Here is a 19,744-nt window from a genome sequence, read left to right on the forward strand (position 1 = left end):
GGATGAGCGCTTCTGACACCGTCTCCCCGCAGGTTGCCATCGGCAACCTGCGCACTCTCGGCCTGTCCGCTATCCAGTTCCTTTCCGCGGCGGCCATCGTCCTCCTCATGAGCCATGTCCTGCTCAACGTGTTGATGCGCTATGGCTTCAACGCGCCCGTGCGCGGTACCAACGAAATCGTCGCCGCCTGGTACATGCCCGTGATCGCGTTCTCGGGCTTTATCCTGGCGCAGTATTTTGATCGGCATATATCGGCCAATATCGTCTTCGATCAGCTGCCGCTTCGCGTGCAACGTGAAGTTGTCATTGGTGGCCTCCTGCTATGCGTTGCCGTCTGCGGTCTCTTCGCCTTCTTCACCCTCGAGGAAGCGACGCACAGCTTTTCGATCAATAGGCGCGTGATCACCGGTTCGCAGAGCCTGATCGTCTGGCCCGCCACCTTTGCCGCGCCTATAGCCTTCGCAGCGATCTGCGGCATGCTCGCATACTCAGCCTGGCGGGTTCTGAACGGCCAGCCCCAGGCGTTTCATGGCGGCGCTGAGGACGAAGAGGCGCTTCCGCCGCCGACAAAGATCGAACACCCCAATGCGGTCCGCGACTGGATCGTGCGCGGCATCATCCTGGCGCTTCTGGGCGGATCCTGCTGGCTGATGTTCACCCTCGACTCGCGGCAGGCCATCGCGTCCGCTGCCCTGGTCGCCATGCTCACCCTGTTGTTCCTCAAGGTGCCGGTGGCCTTTGCATTGGCCATTCCCGGCCTGCTGGGCATCTATGCGGTGCGGCCGCGCGCCGTCTACACCATGCTGGAAGCCGAGCCCTATGAAGCCGTGGCCCAGTGGACCTACTCCGTGCTCCCGATGTTCGTCTTCATGGGATTGCTGCTTTGGAAGTCCGGCCTCACCACTCGCATCTATGTTGCAGCCCGCCAATGGTTGAGCTGGCTGCCGGGCGGTCTGGCCGTCAGCACCAATATCGCTGGCACCGGCCTCGCAGCAGTGAGCGGTTCGACCATCGCCACCACCTACGCGCTGACCCGCATCGGCGTGCCCGAAATGCTCAAGGCGGGGTACGACAAGCGTCTGGCCATCGGTTCCGTGATGGTTTCGGGTCTGCCCGGTCAGCTGATCCCACCCAGCACCTTCCTGATAATCTATGCTGGTATTGCTGAAGTTCCAATCGGCCCCCAGCTGATGGCGGGGATTCTGCCAGGCCTGATGGTCGCTGTAGTCTTCAGCATTGCCATGGTCGTGCTGGCATTGGTGATGCCGAGCGTTGTCGGCCGCGGCAAGAACGCCGCTCAAGTCGATACCGGTCCTCAAACGAGCTGGTCCGAGCGCTGGGCCTCCATGGCCGCCGTTTGGCCCCTGCCCGTCCTGATCGGCATTGTCCTGGGCGGCATGTATTCCGGCGTCCTCACAGCCACTGAGGCCGGGTCAGCTGGTGCCTGTGGCGCCGTTCTCGTCACGCTGTTACTGATGGGCAAGAAGGCCGGCAAGGCCATTCTCGAAGCCAGCATGGAAACCGTCATCGTCACCGGCAGCATCTTCCTGCTGATCATCGGCGCCGAAATCCTGTCGAGCATGCTGACCCTGTCTGGCCTTGCCGACGGCTTCGCTGCGTGGATCAGCAATGCGGGCTTCGACCGCGTACAGTTCCTGCTCATCGTGATGGTGGCCTACCTGATCCTCGGCATGTTCATGGATCCGCTGCCGATCCTGCTGCTGACCGTGCCCCTGCTGATCCCCATCCTCCACGAAATGCAGATCTCCCTGCTGTGGTTCGGCGTCTTCGCTGTCTTCATGGGCGAACTCGGCATCCTCACCCCGCCGGTCGGCATCCTCTCCTTCATCATCCACAATCTGATGCAGGAGAAATCGGTCAGCCTGGGTGAGAAGGTGAGTCTCGGTGACGTGTTCATGGCAGTCGCCGGGTTCATGCCCATCGCCATCCTCGTCGCGTTGCTGCTAATTTTCTTCCCGGAAGTGGCTACGTGGCTGCCGGACTCCATGTCCGGGCGATAGGCAAAAAGGGGCGCTCCGGCGCCCCTTTTTCTTGCCGGAAACGCTCCCGCAAAACCTCACCGAAAAGCAGTGGACATTTTTGACCACTTGGTCAAAAGTATCATTCGAGGTGGAGATCTGGGGAGGTCACTATGCGGTTCGGTTACAAGGCTTCGGCGGAGCAATTCGCGCCGAACAAGCTGCTTCAATTCGCCATCGAGGCGGAAGAGGCGGGCTTCGAAACCGCCTTCATCAGTGATCACTTCCAGCCCTGGAAACACACGGACGGCCACGCGCCCTTTGCGCCATCCTGGATGGCTGCCGCGCTGGCCCGTACCCAAAAACTCGTGGTCGGCACGTCGGTCCTGACGCCCACTTTCCGACTGCATCCATCCGTCGTTGCCCACGCCTTCGGTACGCTGGGCGCTATGTTTCCCGAGCGGGTCATTCTCGGTGTCGGCACCGGCGAGTCACTCAACGAAGTGCCCTCGACCGGCATGGTCTGGCCCGAACTCAAGGAACGGTCCGCCCGCCTGCGCGAGGCCGTCAAACTCATCCGCCAGCTCTGGAGTGAGGATCGCGTCACCTTCGAGGGCGAATACTATCGCACCCAGAACGCGACCATCTACGACCGGCCGGAAAAGATGGTCCCCATCTATCTCGCGGGCGCTGGTCCACTGAATGCGAAATACGCTGGCCGCGCGGGCGACGGCTTCATCTGCACATCGGGCAAGGGCGCTGAGCTCTATGTCGATACCCTTCTGCCCAACGTCGCCGCCGGACGCGTCGAATCCGACCGCGCCGGCCAGCCATTCGAGCGCATGATCGAGGTGAAGGTTTCCTTTGACCCCGACCATGAACGCGCGCTCAACGACACGCGCGGCTGGGCTGCGCTCTCGCTGACGGCCGAAGAGAAACACTCGATCGAAGACCCCGCCGAAATGGAGCGTCTTGCCGCGCAGCTCCCAATCGAGAGGATTGCCAAGCGCTGGATCGTCTCCAGCGATCCCGACGAACACGTCGCCGCAATCAAGACCTATATGGACTATGGTTTCGACCATCTGGTCTTCCATGCGCCGGGCGAAGACCAGAGCCGGTTCATCGCGCTCTATGCCAAGGAGATCCTCCCGCGGCTACGCGCACTGACGCCGAACAGCCCAGCGAGTTAGGCCAAGACGATGACGATGCCACGTTACACAGTCTGGGGCGTTTCAGGATTGCCGGAGGTTGGTGCGGGCGACGATCTGGCCGCCCTCATCGCAGGCGCCATTGAGGCCTCGGCGTCCGGCGACCCGGAAGCAGCGCTGCAGGATGGCGACATTCTCGTCGTCACCAGCAAGATCGTCTCCAAGGCAGAGGGCCGGCAGGTGCCGGTGGCGGATCGCGACAAGGCAATTGCCGAGGACACCGTGCGGGTTGTCGCCGAGCGCGTGCATCCCGGCGGCGTCACCCAGATCGTCGAAACCCGCCATGGCCTCATCATGGCCGCCGCCGGCATCGACACATCCAACGTTCCCGATGGCCTAGCCCTGCGCCTCCCGGATGACCCTGATCGTTCGGCACGCGAGCTGTGCTCGGCCTTGCGTCAGCACTATGGCCTTTCGCTGGGCGTCATCATTACTGACACCTTTGGCCGCCCCTGGCGCGTCGGGCAAACCGATGTGGCGATCGGGGCTGCCGGGATGATCGTCACCGACGATCTGCGTGGCGGCGTCGATGCCAATGGCCGCCCACTCCAGGTCACGATCACCGTGCTGGCCGACGAAATCGCTGGCGCCGCGGATCTGGTCAAAGGCAAGGCCAGCGGCATCCCTGTCGCCATCGTGCGCGGCCTCGGCCGCCTGGTGACGGCAGTCGACGCGCCGGGCGCACATACCCTCGTGCGCTCGGTGGACGACGACATGTTCCGCTTCGGCTCGGCCGAGGCCTATCGGCTGGGCTACGATGCCGCCATGGCCGAAATGCGCGACCAGAAGACCCTCCAGGACAAACGCGTCAAACAGGACTGACCCCATGCGCACCCTGCCCTCCCTATTCGCCGCTGCACTTGTCCTGGCGTCTTCCGGCGCCGCGTTCGCGCAGACGGCCTACCCGTTCACCCTCGACAATTGCGGTGTCTCGGTCACCCTGCCAGCGGCGCCGCAGCGCGTCGTGACCATTCGCTCCACCAGCAGCGAAATGTTGTTGGCCCTCGGCCTTGGCGACCGGATTGTCGGCGTCAGCTTTCAGGACGGTCCCGCGCCCGAGCCTTGGACGGCACAGTCCCTTGCCCTGCCCGTCCTCGCGGAAAAGCTGCCCTCGCAGGAAGTCGTCCTCGCGACCGAGCCCGATCTCGTCTATGGCGGCTGGGAGAGCAATTTCTCCGCCGATGGCGCAGGCGAGCGCGGCATCCTGACCAACCTTGGCGTCGCCAGCTACGTTTCGCCTCCGGCCTGCCGTTCGGTGAGGCCACCCAAGCTGACATTTGATGCGGTGTTTGACGAAATCGCCCAGGTTGGCGCCATGTTCGACGCCACCGACAGCGCCAATGCCCTGATCGCCGGGCAGCGCGCTGCACTATCCACGGTCAAACCCGATACGCGCGGCCTCACCGCCCTCTGGTACTCCTCGGGCACCAAGGAGCCCTATGTCGGGGCCGGCAACAACGCGCCGCAGATGATGCTTGAGGCGCTGGGCCTCAAGAACATCATGGGCGACGTGGACGATGGCTGGGTATCGGCCAGCTGGGAAGCCATAGTGGATGCCAACCCCGACGTCATTGTGCTGGTTGACGCTGCGCGCAATTCGGCGGCCCAAAAGCAGACCCTGCTCGCTGAAAACCCGATCACCAGCCGCCTCGATGCCGTGATCAACAAGCGCTACCTCATCATTCCCTTCCCCGCCGCCGAAGCCGGTGTCCGCAACGTGAGCGCCACCGTCGACATGGCGGCACAACTCGCAGGGCTCGGTTTCACGCCGTGAACCAAGCAGGCCTGGCAACGTTGAGCCTTGGCCTGCTGGCGCTTCTCGCGGTCAGCATCATATTGGCAGTGACCCTTGGCCCGGCCGACATTGCCCCGGTCGAAGTCTGGCAGACCATCGCCCATCACCTGGGCCTCTTGGCCGAGAGTCCGACCGGACGCCTGCGCGATGCCATCATCTGGGAGCTTCGCCTGCCGCGCGTGCTCGCCGCCGCCGCCATCGGAGCGGGTCTGGCCCTTTGCGGCGCGGTCATGCAGGCCCTCACCCGCAATCCGCTCGCCGACCCATACCTATTGGGCCTCTCTTCTGGCGCATCCCTTGGGGCCGTTGCCTTCCTGCTGCTGGGAGCGAGCCTGCTGATGTCGCTAGGGGCCTTCCTTGGAGCCGGCCTCGCAATGGGGCTGACCCTGCTGGTTACCCAACTGCTTGGCGGCGCAACGCCCACACGGGCAATCCTCGCGGGCATTTCCGTCTCGGCCCTCGCGGCCGCTGGCACGTCATTTCTGATCTTCTGGTCGGCAACCGGCGACTCCTATCGCGAAATCCTTGGCTGGCTGATGGGCTCGCTCAGCGGCGTCGTCTGGTCCGACGCGCTGCTCGTCCTGGGCGCCCTGGCCATCGCCGGCCTGCCGGTTCTGCTGTCCGGCCGCGCGCTCGATGCCTTTGCCTTCGGCGACACGGCCGCAGCGGCGCTCGGGGTAGACGTCGCCCAGCTGCGCTGGCTGCTGCTTGGCGGCACGGCACTGCTCACGGGCATTTTGGTGTCGATTGGCGGTGCTATCGGCTTTGTCGGCCTCATCATTCCCCATGTTGCCCGGCTGGTGACTGGCTCACGCCATCGCCTGCTCCTGCCCGTCGCCATGCTGGTGGGCGCCATCTTCATGGTGTGGACCGACACGGCGGCCCGGACACTGTTTGCGCCTCGCGAACTGCCGGTGGGCATCATCACGGCCATGCTCGGCGCGCCGATCTTCCTCCTGGTGCTGCTCCGCTACAGGCGCATCACATGAGCCGCACGCTGACCATAACCGGTGCCAGCGTTCACCTTGGCGCCCAATCAATTCTCGAGAGCGTCAACCTGACCGCTGACGAGGGCAAGGTAACCGCCCTGATCGGCCCGAACGGCGCTGGCAAATCCACCCTGATGCGTGCTGCCCTCGGCCTGACACCGCTGTCCAGCGGCAATGTCTCATTTGACGACGGCGACCTGCTCGCCATGCCCCGCCGCACCCGGGCGCGATGCACTGCATTCGTTGAACAAACCGGCGGCACCGACGCGCGGCTTACGGCTCGGGAAGTCGTGATGCTGGGACGAATTCCGTTCCAGTCGGTCTGGCAGTCGGCCGCATCGAGCGAAGACAACGCGCTGGTCGACGCGGCACTAACCGAAGTCGACATGCTGGCCTTCGCCAATCGCCTCTACCACACCCTATCGGGGGGTGAGCAGCAGCGCCTGCACATCGCCCGCGCACTGGCCCAGAACCCCCGCCTGCTGGTTCTGGATGAGCCGACCAACCATCTGGATGTCCACGCACAACTGGCGACCCTCGACCTGCTGCGCCGGCGGGCTCGCGCCGGGGCGACAGTGCTTCTGGCCCTGCACGACCTCAACCTGGCAGCGGCCTTCTGCGATGCCCTCGTCGTCCTGCATCACGGTCGGCTGGTTGCCTCGGGAACGCCAGCAGAGGTGCTCACTCCGGGCCTCCTTCGGCAGGTCTACGGTGTCGATGCAACGCTGGTTCACCACCCGCGCACTGGCCGCCCGATGATCGCATACGACGTGCCGGAGTAAATCGATACAAGACGCGCGGATTGCGATTGACAATCACGCGGTAGCAACTCAAAAATTTGATCGAACGGTCAAATTTCCAAATCGATGGACGTGGGAGGCGCACATGGAATTCGGCATTACCTTCAAGGGCTTTATTGAGGCCGATCGCGCCCGCTATTTGGTGCGCGCTGCCGAATATGCCGGGTTCAGCTACTGCTGGTTTTACGACTCGCACATTCTCTGGCGCGATTGTTACGCCGCTATTGCCATGTGCATGGAACACACCAAGGACATGCGCTTCGGCCCGCTGGTCACCAATCCGGACGTGCGCGATTGGTCCGTGGCCGCCTCCATTTTCGGCTCGCTCTCCAAGCAGAGCGGTGGCCGCTTCGATCTGGCCGTGGGCCGTGGCGACAGCTCAATGCGCGTCATGGGCAAGAAGCCAGCGACGCTGGCCCGCGTTGCCGAATTCATCTCCAAGACGCAGGCCATGGTGCGCGGCGAAGAGGTTTCCTATGGCGAGATCCCTGCCCCGGTGAAATTCCCCTGGGCCGTTGGCCACGAAATGCCCAGCTGGATCGCCGCCTATGGCCCACTGGCACTGAAGACGGCCGGCGAACATGCGGACGGCGTCGTCCTCCAGCTCGCCGATCCCGGCCTCTGCAAGTGGTTCACCGACCAGTGCATCGACGCCGGCAAGGCTGCTGGCCGCGACATGTCAAACTTCCGCTCAATGGCCGCTGCTCCCGCCTATTTCGGCGACAAGGCCCGCGCCATCGAGGCGACCAAGTGGTTCCCCGCAATGGTCGGCAACCATGTCGCTGATATCGTTGAGAAATACGGCGCCGACAACGACCAGATCCCCAAGAGCCTCACCAGCTACATCGAGAAGCGCCGGGGCTACGACTATTCCAAGCACGGCCAGTCGGATAACCCGTTCCTCGATTTCATCACGCCGGACGTGGTTGAGAACTTCTGCGTCCTCGGCGAGCCGGAGGACCACATCGCCAAGATGCATGCCCTCAAGGAAGCGGGCGTGACACAGTTCAACATCTACCTGGATAGCGGCGACGAAGAAGAGATCATCGCCAACTACGGGCGACACGTCATTCCGGCGTTCCGGTAGGCCTCAGCGGTTCAGGATCGTTCCGCTGGTCACATCGATCCGCATCCCATCAAACGCCGGCGTCACATGCGCCGGCGTTTCTGCGTCGGTGCGGGCGTAATCGAGATCGATATGCATGTTGGTCAGCACGGCCTGACGCGGGGCCATTTTCTCAATCCAGCCAAGGGTTTCGGGCAGGCTGAGATGGCTCGGATGGGGCGTCGGCCGCAATGCGTCGATGATCCAGAGATCGAGGCCCTCTAATGCTGGCAGAGAGGCCTCTGGCAGGTCCGACAGGTCGCAGGAATATGCAGTATTGCCAATGCGATAGCCCAGCGACGAGATGTTGCCATGCGTCTGCTCGAAGGCCGTGACGGTGATCGAGCCACCCGGGCCGTCGACCGTCAGCACGTCATCAACGGCGATCTCATGGGCATTGAGGATCGGCGGATAGTCACTGCCTGCCGGTGAGACGAAGCAATAACCGAATGATTCCAATAGTCTGGCACCCGTCACCGCGTCGAAATACACATCGACCCGGCGGCGATTGTGCAATGCCAGAACCCGCAGATCGTCGATGCCGTGGGTGTGGTCGGCATGCGCGTGGGTATACAGAACCGCGTCTACGCGATCGACATTGGCCGCCAGAAGCTGCTCGCGGAGGTCGCATCCGGTGTCGATGACGATGCGGGTTGGGGTGTCACTCCCCTCGCTAAACCCTTCCAGCAAAAGGGAACATCGCAGCCGCCGATTGCGCGGTTCAGCGGGATCGCAGGCGCCCCAGCTGTTGCCGATGCGGGGAACGCCGCCCGAGGAGCCGCAGCCCAGGATGGTCGCGATGATCCGTTGGGCCGCCGGCATGATCAGAGACCGGTTTTCGCGAAGAGCCGGGCGAAGTTAGCGGTGGTTTCCTGGCCGAGTTGCTCGAGCGAAATGCCCCGGGTTTCGGCCAGTTTCTCGGCGGTGTGGCGCACAAAGCTGGGTTCGTTCGGTTGCCCGCGATGCGGGATCGGCGCCAGATAAGGTGCATCAGTTTCAACGAGATAGCGGTCGGCCGGCACGAATTTGGCGACTTCACGAATTTCTTCAGCATTCTTGAAGGTGATAATGCCCGAAAACGAGATGTATCCGCCCAATGCGAGAGCACGGCGGGCCAGATCCTGACCTGCGGTGAAGCAATGCAGAACGAAGGGGAATGCCCCCAGCGCGATTTCCTCTTCGAGGATGGCGGCCATGTCCTCATCAGCAGCGCGGCTGTGGATAACCAGTGGAAGACCGGTGATCCGGGCGGCCGCAATGTGGCGGCGCAAACCGGTCGCCTGGGCCTCGCGCGGGGCGTTGTCGTAGAAGTAGTCGAGACCCGCTTCACCGATAGCAACGCAACGGGGATGGGCACTTAGCCGGACAAGATCATCCGTTTGTATATGCAATTCCTGATCGGCGTGGTGGGGATGCGTCCCCACCGAGCACCAAACGTTCTCAAAACGTTCCGCAATCGCAGCGTATGTGGAAAACTTGTCCACATGTGTGGATATCGTCACCATTCCGGTGACGCCAGCAGCGGCGGCGCGCGCCAGCACGCCGTCGATATCGTTGGCCAGGGCCTCGAAATCGAGGTGGCAATGGCTGTCGATCAGCATCTATTCGGCCTTGCGCTCGATGCGGGCGAACACGCCCTGCGGCACCGGAAGTTCAAGCCCCGGCTTCAAGCATGCTGACACTTTGCTGTCAGAAATCATGCGATTTTCTTGCGGCACACCGAGCTGGTCGAGCAAACGCGCCGCCGAGGCAGGAACGAAAGCCTGCATCGGAATGGTCAGACGGCGAACCGTATCGGCCGTAACGTAGAGTACGGTGGCCATGCGCTCCGGATCGGTCTTTTTCAGCGCCCAGGGTTCCTGCGCGGCAAAGTAGTTATTGGCCGAGCTGAGGGCAGCGATCAGCGCGCCGGTCGCTTCGTGGACCAGCTGCTCATCCATGGCCTTCTGCGCCGCTTCGATGGCCTCGCCGACTTCGGCAATCAGAGCCTCGTCCGCTTCGGTGTAGGCACCGGGAGTCGGGACCTTGGCATCGCAGTTCTTGTTGATCATCGACAGCGAGCGCTGGGCGAGGTTGCCCAGGTTGTTGGCGAGATCGGCATTGATGCGGTTGGCAAACTTTTCGCGGCTGTAGTCGCCGTCCTGACCGAAGGACACTTCGCGCAGGAAGAAGTAACGCATGGCATCGGCGCCATACTCTTCGACCATCTCGAATGGGTCGATGACGTTGCCCAGCGACTTGCTCATCTTCTGGCCGTCGACGGTGATGAAACCGTGGGCGAAGACGCGGTGCTGCACCGCAAGGTTCGCGCTCATCAGGAAAGCGGGCCAGTAGACGGCGTGGAAACGGATGATGTCCTTGCCGATGACGTGCAGGTCCGCCGGCCAGAACTTCTTGAACAGCTCGCTGTTCTCATCGGGGTAGCCGACGCCGGTGATGTAGTTGGTCAGCGCGTCGACCCACACATACATGACGTGACCATCGGCGCCGGGAACCGGAATGCCCCAGTCGAAGGTGGTGCGCGAGATCGAGATATCCTGCAGGCCGCTCTTCACGAACGAGATGATCTCGTTGCGGCGCTCCTTGGGAGCGATGAAATCGGGATTGGACTCGTAGAGCGCCAGCAGCTTTTCCTGATAGGCCGAGAGGCGGAAGAAATAGGTCGGCTCTTCAACCCAAGTGACTTCGGCACCGGTCGGGCCAAAGCGCTTGCCGTCCTTTTCGGTCAGCTCTTCTTCGTCGAAATAGGCTTCGTCACGAACCGAGTACCAACCCTTGTAGGTCGACTGGAAAATGTCGCCGTTGTTGTTCTCGGCCATGGTCTTCCAGATGGCCTGGCTCGACTTGTGGTGGCGCTCTTCAGTGGTGCGAATGAAATCATCATTCGACACTTCAAGAAGCGCAGCCAAACGCTTGAATTCTGCTGAGTTGCGGTCAGCCAGTTCGCGCGGCGTGATACCCTGCGCGGCGGCGGTCTGCACCATCTTGATGCCGTGCTCGTCCGTACCGGTGAGGAAGTAGACTTCCCGGCCTTCCAGCCGCTTGAAGCGGGCGATGGCGTCGGTCGCGATCATCTCGTAGGCGTGGCCGATGTGCGGCGCGCCATTGGGGTAGGAGATCGCAGTGGTGACGTAAAACGGCTTAGAGGTCATTGGTGCTCGGCAGGAACGGAGGCGGTTGTCAGAACATGCTTCCTGATCGCGTCAAAAATGGCGACGAGCGTCTGTTTCATATCCAGATTGATGCTGTCGGCCTCCGCGAAGAGGGTGTGTGCCTTGTCCCATAGCTCAGTGGCCGAGGCAAGGCGGATGCGGTTACCCGGCTGCATGGCGGCGTTGCGGGCTTCGTCTGCCATCCAGTCGTCGAGCATCTCGCGCGCAAAGCTGAGTTCGGCACTTTGCGTATCGGCACCCAACACTTCGGCGAGACGGATCGCGACGGCTGAGCCGTGGGCGCCTGGATTGGCCAGAAACTGTTGCAGGGCGCTCAAGGCGGAGTCCGCCTCCAGCGCCAGGGTCTCGAACGCCCGGCGCGGGCGCCCCCCGGCCAGCGCGACTGCCCGGTCAAGCTCGGCCTGCCCCAGCGAGGGATCATGCTCGACCAGAACGGCCCGAACATCGTCAGGGCCGACCGGGCGGAGCGCCAGGTTGTGGCAGCGCGATTTGATCGTGGGGAGCAACTGACCCGGCCGGTGCGAGATCAGCAGGAAGATGGTGTCGGCGGGCGGTTCCTCGAGCGTCTTGAGCAGCGCGTTGGCGGCCGATGGATTGCAATCGTCGATGCTATCGATGATGGCGACGCGAAAGCCCGCCCTGCCCCGCGTGTGATGCAGGCTGTCGCGCAGGTCGCGCACATCCTCGACGCGGATGACGGTGTAAAAACCCTTGGCGTCCTTTGGCCGGCGGCGCAGCAGGAAGAGGTTCGGATGCGACATGGCCGCGATCTGTTCCTCGACGCGATGGCCTTCCTCATCGCCAGTAGCCGTCAGGATGGCAGCAGCCAGCTCGAAGGCAAAGGTCGCCTTGCCGATGCCCTGGGGTCCATGCAGCAGGATGGCGCCCGGCAGGCGGCGAATGGCGAGCTGATTGAGAATTGCAGCGCGCGGACCATCGTGGCCACGGGCGCGCTGGCGGCGCTCGGGCGGCGCGACATCGGCAATTCCGTCTGGATCGCTCAAGCCGGTGCTCCCAGCACTTCAGGGAAGCGCTGGCACACAGCCTCCCAGATCGCGGCTTCCAGCGCATCCTCGGACTGAGCCGCGGAGATGACAACGCAGCGGTCGGGATTGTCACGCGCAATGGCGAGGAACCCATCGCGCAGGCGCTTGTGCCAGTCGATCTCTTCCTTCTCGAAGCGATCGCCCGTCAGCGCCAGGCCATCCTCGACGGCGCGCTCGGCGACGCGCTTGAAGGCGGCTTCGGGATCCATATCGAGCACGATGGTGAGGTCGGGCGTGTTGCCGTTGAGCGCGAGGGATTCAAGGCCAGCAATCAGCTTCTCATCCACGCCACCGGTCAGGCCTTGGTAAGCGCGGGTGGAATCGTGGAAGCGATCGGACAGCACCCAGATGCCATTGCGCAGGTTGGGCGCGATCAACTGGGTGACGTGATCGTAGCGGGCGGCGGCGAACAACACGGCCTCGGCACCGGGACCCCAGCTTTCCGAGCGCCCTTGCAGGATGAAGGAGCGGATGGCCTCGGCCTTGGGCGTGCCACCGGGTTCGCGGGTGCGAACAGCCTCGATCGAGTGCTGCTGCAGATTGTGCAGCAGGCGTTTGACCTGGGTGGATTTGCCCACGCCCTCGCCACCCTCAAACGTGATGAACCGGGCGCGATTGGCTTTAGGAGTTGGTGCCTGTTGCAGCATGTCTTCGGGCTCAATTGCTTCGATCAGATCACGTCCTCCCGTCATCACCTCGGGGCAGACCCGAGGGCTATGCAACTGAGGCGCGCTCGTCAAGTAAGGAGGGCTTTGGATCAGCTTTGACTTAGAGAACTCAGTCTCCCCCTCGTGGGGGGAATAAGGGGTGGGTGTGTCGCGAGCATCGGACTCGTGGAGAGATACCCCCACCCTGCTCGATGACGGATTTAGCGACGCTAAATCCTATCTCGCTTCCCTCCCACAGGGGGGAGAGATTCCTGACTGATGGACCTGGAGGAAGCCTACAGCCAGCCCAACGCCAGCTGCTTGAGGGCGTCGGTGGCTTTGCGGACGATGTCGCCCTGGCCGACGGATTCGGCGGCGTAGAGCGGGGCGACCTGGACGAGCTGGTCGTCACAGAACACGCGCAGTTCTGCGATCTTGTCGCCCTGGGTGACCGGAGGCATTAGCGGACCGGTATAGACCACCGAGGCGCTGAGGCACTTGCGCGAACCGCGCGGCAGATAGAGAGCCACTTCGCCCTCCCCGACCAGGCCGACGCTGGGGCTGGTGCCGCCATAGACATTTGCATAGGCCACCACCGCGCCATCGGCGTAGGCAGCGACGCGTTCGAAGGCGCGTGCGCCCCAGGTGATGAGCTTGCGGCCCTCTTCGGTGCGCTGCGCCATTGAGGTGAGGCCATGCAGCACGGCGACCAGACGGCGGCCGCCTTCATTGGTCGAAATCACCGACCCGTAACCGGCAGCTTCCGTATGCCCGGTCTTGAGACCATCCACGCCGATACCCAGCTCGACCAGCGAATTGCGGTTCGGCTGCTTGATGCCGTTCCACTCCATCTCCGGCTCGGAGAAGTAGTGGTAGTATTCAGGGAATTCGCGGATGAGGTAGCGCCCGAGATCGGCCAGATCGCGCGCCGTCACATACATGTCAGGGTCCGGCAGGCCGGTGGGATTGGTGAAGTGCGAGCCGTCGAGCCCGATTTCCTCGCCCAGTTCGTTCATCATCGCGGCGAAGCTGCTTTCCGAACCGGCAATGCCTTCGGCAAGCACGATGGCCGCGTCATTGCCCGACTGGATGATCACCGAGCGGACGAGATTTTCGACGGAAATCTTGGAATTGAGTTCGGCGAACATGGTGGAGCCCCCGGAGCGTGCGCCACCCGTGCGCCATGCATGTTCGGAAACGAAGAACTCATCGGACATGTGCACGCGGCCGTCGCGGACCTCGTTGAACACCACGGCGATGGTCATGAGCTTGGCCATGCTGGCCGGCTCCATGGGCAGATCGGCGTCTTTCTGGAAGATGACCGTGCCGGACTGCTCGTCCATCAGGATGGCGAACTTCGCCTTGGTGTCGAACTGCGCCTGCCCAAATGCCGGCGCGGTTACCGCCAGCACCACCGTCAAAATCGCCCAGATCCGTCTCACGTTTGCCCTATCCTTTGAGCGCCGGATTGTCTCCGTCACCCACTAATAGAGAACTATGTCTCCAAGTCCAAGTTCGCGGGCCAGAGCAGTCGCATCGGAACGGGCGACACCCGGCTTGAGATAGGTCAGCGTCAGGCGGGTCGCCGGACGGCCATTTGCAGTCACCTGCTCTTCGGACACTGCGCCCAGAACGGCGAAGCGCTCGGCCAGAGCGATGGCGTTGTCCTGATCGGCAAAGACGCCCAGCGCCATCTTGACGTTGCGCTCATCGGCATCGACCGATTGCACCCAATCGTTGAGATCGGGCGTCTGGGTCGCCATGGCGTTAACCGCGGCATGGGCAGAGCCGATGGCAGCATCCTGCTGCTGGGGCGTGGTATCAGCGTAGGAGAAGAGGCCGCCGAAGAAATTGCCGGCGATATCGGCCAGCGAATTGGTGTTGTCGGCATAGGCGAACTGGGTGCCGCCGGAATTGATTGCCGGGCCGTTGTAGCTGGCGACCAGCATGCGGGTATCGTCGCCTTCGAGCGGCGCCGGACCGACATATTCGGCAGTGATTTCGGTGTGGCCCTTGTTCACATAGCCCAGCATTTCAGCGGCACGATGCGATAGGTCCATGATGCGGCCGGGCATGTAGGGGCCACGATCGTTGACGCGCACGATGACCGAACGGCCATTTTCGGCGTTGGTCACGCGGACGTAGGATGGCAGCGGCAGCGTCGGATGCGCGCCGGTGATGGCATTGGCCGAGAAGATTTCGCCATTGGCGGTGCGGCGACCGTGGAAATCGGAGCCATACCAGGAGGCACCGCCGGAGGCGACGTAATCGGGCTGCTCGGCAGGGGTATAGACCTTGCCGCGCACGGTATAGGGCTTGCCGACCTGATAGCGGCCACCGCCCTTGGGCGGATTAGCGCTGCGGCTGACACGCGGCGAAACGCCGACGCCGTATTCTGACGAGGTAAAGGCAGCGCGCTTGACCGTTGCCCCCGTTCCACCGCTGGCACAGGCAGCGATCATCGGGGCAATCAGGGTCGCGAGGGCGACATAACGGATGGCTTTGTGCCAGGCGGGCGTCGTCAAAATACTCAAACTCTACGCTGTTCTACACTGCGAGCGCCGATTGTAACGCGAGACGGCCACTCGTGCCCGCAAGGAACATTTTTCTGGTTTAGAGGAGGTTAAGGACAACAGACTGTTACCGCCCGCTGTCGCTTTTGACGCATATGTGAGAAGCATCGCCGGAAATGATGCGACAGCAATCCTGACCTTGCGTAAGTGCGGATATAAAGATATCTTTATGTCACTGACGCATATCGATGAACTGAGGTGATGGCGATGAGCCAGCATGAAGACGCCCACATTCCCGACTGGAACGAGGTCCGCACGGCGATGACCAAGGCTGCGCGTGACCGCATCCTGATTCTGGACGGCGCAATGGGCACCATGATCCAGCGCCTCTCCCTCACCGAAGAAAACTTCCGGGGCGAACGCTTCCGGGACTGGAAGCTGCCGCTCAAGGGCAACAACGACCTTCTGGTCATCACCGAACCCCAGATGATCGAGGATATTCACTACCAGTACTTCATGGCTGGGGCCGATATCGTCGAAACCAACACCTTCTCGGCCACTTCGGTGGCGCAGGCGGACTATGCCTGCGAGGAAGCTGTCTACGACATCAACTACCAGGGCGTGCTGGTTGCCCGGCGGGCCGCCAAGCGTGCCGAGGCCGAAGACGGCCGCCGCCGCTTTGTTGCCGGCGCCATCGGGCCGACCACCAAGACCTCGTCCATGTCGACCGACGTCACCAGCCCGGGTTTCCGCTCGATCACGTTCGACCAGCTGCGCGACGCCTATAGCGAAGCCATTCGCGGCCTGATCGACGCTGGTGCTGACCTGCTGCTGTTCGAGACCATCACCGACACGCTCAACACCAAGGCCGGCCTGTTCGCCGCCCGCCAGCTGTTCGACGAGCGTGGCATCGACGTGCCGATCATGATTTCGGGCACCATTACCGACCTGTCCGGGCGCACCCTGTCCGGGCAGACGCCCACCGCCTTCTGGTATTCGGTGCGTCACGCCAATCCGCTGACCATCGGACTCAACTGTGCGCTGGGCGCCAATGCCATGCGCGCGAATCTTGGCGAGCTGTCGGACCACGCCGACACGCTGATTTGCGCCTATCCCAATGCCGGCCTGCCCAACGCGTTTGGCCAGTATGACGAAACGCCCGAATTCATGGCCGAGCAGATCGAGGACTTCGCTGCCTCGGGCTATGTCAACATCGTGGGCGGTTGCTGCGGTTCGACGCCGGACCATATCCGGGCCATCGCCCAGGCCGTTGCCAAGCACAAGCCGCGCGCCATTCCCGAAGTGCCGCGGTTGCTGCGCCTTTCCGGCCTCGAGCCGTTCACGCTGACCAAGGACATTCCCTTCGTCAACATCGGCGAGCGCACCAACGTTACCGGCTCGGCCCGCTTCCGCAAGCTGATCACGGCCGGCGACTATACCGCCGCGCTTGATGTGGCGCGTGATCAGGTCGCCAATGGCGCCCAGGTCATCGACATCAACATGGACGAGGGCCTGATCGACTCCAAGCAGGTGATGATCGACTTCCTCAACCTGCTGGCCGCCGAACCCGACATCGCCAAGGTGCCGCTGATGATCGACTCGTCCAAGTGGGACGTGATCGAGGCGGGCCTGAAATGCGTGCAGGGCAAGGCGCTGGTCAATTCGATCTCGATGAAGGAAGGTGAAGAGGCCTTCCTGCATCACGCTCGTCTGGTGCGCGCCTATGGCGCCGCCGTCGTGGTGATGGCGTTCGACGAGACCGGCCAGGCAGACACCCGCGAGCGCAAGGTGGAAATCTGCACCCGCGCCTACAAGCTGCTGACCGAGAAGGTCGGTTTCCCGCCCGAAGACATCATCTTCGATCCCAACGTGTTCGCGGTTGCCACCGGCATCGAGGAGCACAACAACTATGGCGTCGATTTCATCGAAGCGACGCGGGACATCATCAAGACCCTGCCCCACGTGCATATTTCGGGCGGTATCTCAAACCTCAGCTTCTCGTTCCGCGGCAACGAGCCGGTGCGCGAGGCGATGCATGCCGTGTTCCTGTACTATGCCATCCAGCAGGGCATGGACATGGGCATCGTCAATGCCGGCCAGCTGGCCGTGTATGACTCAATCGAGCCCGAACTGCGCGATGCGTGTGAGGACGTGATCCTCAACCGTCGCCCCGACGCTACCGACCGGCTGCTCGAACTGGCCGAGCGCTATCGCGGCACGGCGGGCAAGGAAGCCGCGGCCAAGGACCTGAGCTGGCGCGAAGGCACCGTCGAGGAGCGCATCGCCCACGCTCTGGTCAACGGCATCACCGAATATATCGACGCCGACACCGAGGAAGCGCGCCAGAAGCTGCCGCGCCCGCTGCACGTGATCGAAGGTCCGCTAATGGCCGGGATGGGCATCGTTGGCGACCTGTTCGGCTCGGGCAAGATGTTCCTGCCACAGGTGGTGAAATCGGCCCGCGTGATGAAGCAGGCGGTGGCGCTGCTGCTGCCCTATATGGAAGCCGAAAAGAATGCCGATGGCGACGCTACCGGCCGCCAGAGCGCCGGCAAGGTGCTGATGGCAACGGTGAAGGGCGACGTGCACGATATCGGCAAGAACATCGTGGGCGTCGTGCTGAGCTGCAACAATTACGAGATCATCGATCTCGGCGTGATGGTGCCTGCTGCCAAGATCCTGCAGACCGCCAGGGAGCAGAATGTCGACATTATCGGCCTGTCTGGCCTGATCACCCCGTCGCTTGACGAGATGGTTCATGTGGCGGCCGAAATGGAGCGCGAAGGGTTCGACATTCCGCTGCTGATCGGTGGCGCCACCACCAGCCGCGTCCACACTGCGGTGAAAATCCACCCGCGCTACCATGCGGGCCAGGCCGTGCACGTTAACGACGCCAGCCGCGCGGTGGGCGTGGTGGGCAGCCTGCTGTCGCAGGACAGCAAGGTCAGCTTCATCGAAGATATCCGCAAGGAATATGCCAAGGCCGCTGCCGCGCATGAACGCGCCGAGAGCGAAAAGCAGCGCGTGCCGATCGCCAGGGCTCGCGAAAACGCCTTCAAACCCGACTGGTCCGGCTATGCGCCGCCCAAGCCGGCCTTCCTCGGCACGCGGGTGATCGATGACTTCGACCTCGAAACGCTGGCGAAATATATCGACTGGACGCCGTTCTTCCAGACCTGGGAGCTCAAGGGCCGCTACCCCGCCATTCTGCAGGATGAGCGGCAGGGCGAAGCTGCGCGGCAGCTGTTTGACGATGCCCAGCGCATGCTCAAGCAGATCATCGAGGAAAAGTGGTTCCAGCCGCGCGCCGTTGTCGGCTTCTGGCCAGCCAACGCCGTGGGGGACGACATCCGCCTCTATGAGAACGAAGGCCGCGCCGACGAACTGGCAACCCTGTTCACGCTGCGCCAGCAGCTCAGCAAGCGGGATGGCAAGCCCCACATGGCGCTGGCCGACTTCGTGGCGCCCGAGGGCACGCCGGACTATATCGGCGGCTTCGTCGTGACGGCGGGCATCGAGGAAGTGGCTATTGCCGACCGCTTCGAGCGCGCCAATGACGACTATTCGTCTATTCTTGTGAAGGCCCTGGCCGACCGCTTCGCCGAGGCTTTTGCCGAAGCGATGCACGAGCGGGTGCGCAAGGAATATTGGGGCTACGGCGCCGAAGAGACCTTTGCGCCCGACGAGCTGGCCGGCGAACCCTATCGCGGCATCCGCCCGGCGCCCGGCTATCCCGCCCAGCCGGACCACACCGAAAAGACCACGCTGTTCCGCCTGCTGGACGCCGAAAAGAATGCCGGCGTGACGCTGACGGAAAGCTACGCCATGTGGCCGGGCTCGTCGGTTTCGGGGCTCTATTTCAGCCATCCGGAGTCGTATTATTTCGGCGTGGCAAAGGTGGAGCGCGACCAGGTGGCCGACTATGCCCAGCGCAAGGGTATGCCGGTGGCCGAAGTCGAGCGCTGGCTCGGGCCGATCCTGAACTACATTCCGGGCCCCGCCATCGTGGCGGCGGAATAAGGGTTCCAGCCTCGCCCAAACTCGATCTGTTCCTCCCCCTCAGGGGGAGGCTAGGAGGGGGTAGCCCCAAATGTCTCGCCTTGAACAAATACCGGTGACCCTCGTGACCGACCCAGGTCAGCTTCTGGCGCTGGATAGTGATACCGCCCTGCTCCGCCTGCCCGCCAATACCGGGCATGGCCATGCCGATGGCACGCACTGCGTCGCCTGTTCGACGCGGATGGACGTGCGGGCGCTGCTGTTTGATCTGCTCGAAGGGGCAAAACAGGGCCTGCGGCCGCCGTTCAAGCGCGTGGTGGTGGATGCCCGTGCGTTGCCGGATACCGGCGAAGTGATTGCTGCGCTTCAGGGTCGATTGCCGGCGCAGGCGCTGCGCGACCACACCGTGGCGCGGACTTTTGTGTTGGTGGGGTAGACGCCTCGTCGCCCACACTGATCAACACCCACAATGCTGCCCTCGGACTTGATC

General features: G+C 63.0%; 16 protein-coding genes. 9 read left to right on the forward strand and 7 right to left on the reverse strand.

Going from position 1 to position 19,744, the window contains the following annotated elements:
• The first annotated feature begins 2 nt into the window (after positions 1-2).
• The 7 genes from ACZ5WT_RS16285 (at position 3) to ACZ5WT_RS16315 (ending at position 7,858) form a co-directional block, all read left to right on the forward strand.
• Positions 3-2,021 carry a TRAP transporter large permease gene (locus ACZ5WT_RS16285; protein WP_464284817.1) on the forward strand — a complete coding sequence of 673 codons (2,019 nt, stop codon included), beginning with the start codon at positions 3-5 and terminating at the stop codon, positions 2,019-2,021.
• 131 nt (positions 2,022-2,152) lie between these two features.
• Complete coding sequence (fgd, locus tag ACZ5WT_RS16290; protein WP_464284818.1) at positions 2,153-3,169, forward strand: glucose-6-phosphate dehydrogenase (coenzyme-F420); 1,017 nt, start codon at positions 2,153-2,155, stop codon at positions 3,167-3,169.
• Between the two features lie 15 nt (positions 3,170-3,184).
• Positions 3,185-4,009 carry a coenzyme F420-0:L-glutamate ligase gene (gene cofE / locus ACZ5WT_RS16295; protein WP_464284819.1) on the forward strand — a complete coding sequence of 275 codons (825 nt, stop codon included), beginning with the start codon at positions 3,185-3,187 and terminating at the stop codon, positions 4,007-4,009.
• Positions 4,010-4,013: 4 nt separating this feature from the next.
• Positions 4,014-4,961, forward strand: a complete 948-nt coding sequence (locus tag ACZ5WT_RS16300) for a putative F420-0 ABC transporter substrate-binding protein (protein ID WP_464284820.1) — start codon at positions 4,014-4,016, stop codon at positions 4,959-4,961.
• The gene (locus tag ACZ5WT_RS16305; RefSeq protein WP_464284821.1) at positions 4,958-5,971 is read left to right on the forward strand and encodes a putative F420-0 ABC transporter permease subunit; all 1,014 of its coding nucleotides are present in this window, start codon (positions 4,958-4,960) and stop codon (positions 5,969-5,971) included. Before ACZ5WT_RS16300 ends, ACZ5WT_RS16305 begins: the two co-directional genes overlap by 4 nt.
• Positions 5,968-6,753: an ABC transporter ATP-binding protein gene (locus ACZ5WT_RS16310; RefSeq protein WP_464284822.1), complete on the forward strand. Its 786-nt coding sequence runs from the start codon at positions 5,968-5,970 to the stop codon at positions 6,751-6,753. Before ACZ5WT_RS16305 ends, ACZ5WT_RS16310 begins: the two co-directional genes overlap by 4 nt.
• A gap of 103 nt (positions 6,754-6,856) precedes the next feature.
• The gene (locus ACZ5WT_RS16315) at positions 6,857-7,858 is read left to right on the forward strand and encodes a TIGR03842 family LLM class F420-dependent oxidoreductase (protein ID WP_464284823.1); all 1,002 of its coding nucleotides are present in this window, start codon (positions 6,857-6,859) and stop codon (positions 7,856-7,858) included.
• A gap of 3 nt (positions 7,859-7,861) precedes the next feature.
• Here ACZ5WT_RS16315 and ACZ5WT_RS16320 read toward each other — a convergent pair whose 3' ends face one another.
• From ACZ5WT_RS16320 to ACZ5WT_RS16350, 7 genes are all read right to left on the reverse strand, one after another.
• Entirely contained in the window at positions 7,862-8,698 is an 837-nt protein-coding gene (locus ACZ5WT_RS16320) for an MBL fold metallo-hydrolase (RefSeq protein WP_464284824.1), read from the reverse strand.
• Positions 8,699-8,700: 2 nt separating this feature from the next.
• Positions 8,701-9,477, reverse strand: coding sequence for a TatD family hydrolase (locus ACZ5WT_RS16325; protein ID WP_464284825.1), 777 nt, complete (start codon positions 9,475-9,477; stop codon positions 8,701-8,703).
• Positions 9,478-11,028: a methionine--tRNA ligase gene (metG, locus tag ACZ5WT_RS16330; protein ID WP_464284826.1), complete on the reverse strand. Its 1,551-nt coding sequence runs from the start codon at positions 11,026-11,028 to the stop codon at positions 9,478-9,480. It abuts the gene before it with no gap.
• Positions 11,025-12,053, reverse strand: coding sequence for an AAA family ATPase (locus tag ACZ5WT_RS16335; protein WP_464284827.1), 1,029 nt, complete (start codon positions 12,051-12,053; stop codon positions 11,025-11,027). Before ACZ5WT_RS16335 ends, metG begins: the two co-directional genes overlap by 4 nt.
• Complete coding sequence (gene tmk / locus ACZ5WT_RS16340; RefSeq protein WP_464284828.1) at positions 12,050-12,787, reverse strand: dTMP kinase; 738 nt, start codon at positions 12,785-12,787, stop codon at positions 12,050-12,052. Before tmk ends, ACZ5WT_RS16335 begins: the two co-directional genes overlap by 4 nt.
• Before the next feature lie 251 nt (positions 12,788-13,038).
• The gene (locus tag ACZ5WT_RS16345) at positions 13,039-14,184 is read right to left on the reverse strand and encodes a D-alanyl-D-alanine carboxypeptidase family protein (protein WP_464284829.1); all 1,146 of its coding nucleotides are present in this window, start codon (positions 14,182-14,184) and stop codon (positions 13,039-13,041) included.
• 42 nt (positions 14,185-14,226) lie between these two features.
• On the reverse strand, positions 14,227-15,276 hold the full coding sequence (locus tag ACZ5WT_RS16350; RefSeq protein WP_464284830.1) for a septal ring lytic transglycosylase RlpA family protein: 1,050 nt from the start codon (positions 15,274-15,276) through the stop codon (positions 14,227-14,229).
• Positions 15,277-15,522: 246 nt separating this feature from the next.
• Here ACZ5WT_RS16350 and metH point away from each other — a divergent pair, with 246 nt between their 5' ends.
• Both metH and ACZ5WT_RS16360 read left to right on the forward strand, forming a co-directional pair.
• The gene (gene metH, locus ACZ5WT_RS16355) at positions 15,523-19,275 is read left to right on the forward strand and encodes a methionine synthase (protein WP_464284831.1); all 3,753 of its coding nucleotides are present in this window, start codon (positions 15,523-15,525) and stop codon (positions 19,273-19,275) included.
• 103 nt (positions 19,276-19,378) lie between these two features.
• Positions 19,379-19,690, forward strand: coding sequence for a hypothetical protein (locus tag ACZ5WT_RS16360; RefSeq protein WP_464284832.1), 312 nt, complete (start codon positions 19,379-19,381; stop codon positions 19,688-19,690).
• Positions 19,691-19,744 lie beyond the last annotated feature (54 nt).

The sequence above is a fragment of the Devosia sp. T2-14 genome (assembly GCF_055397495.1).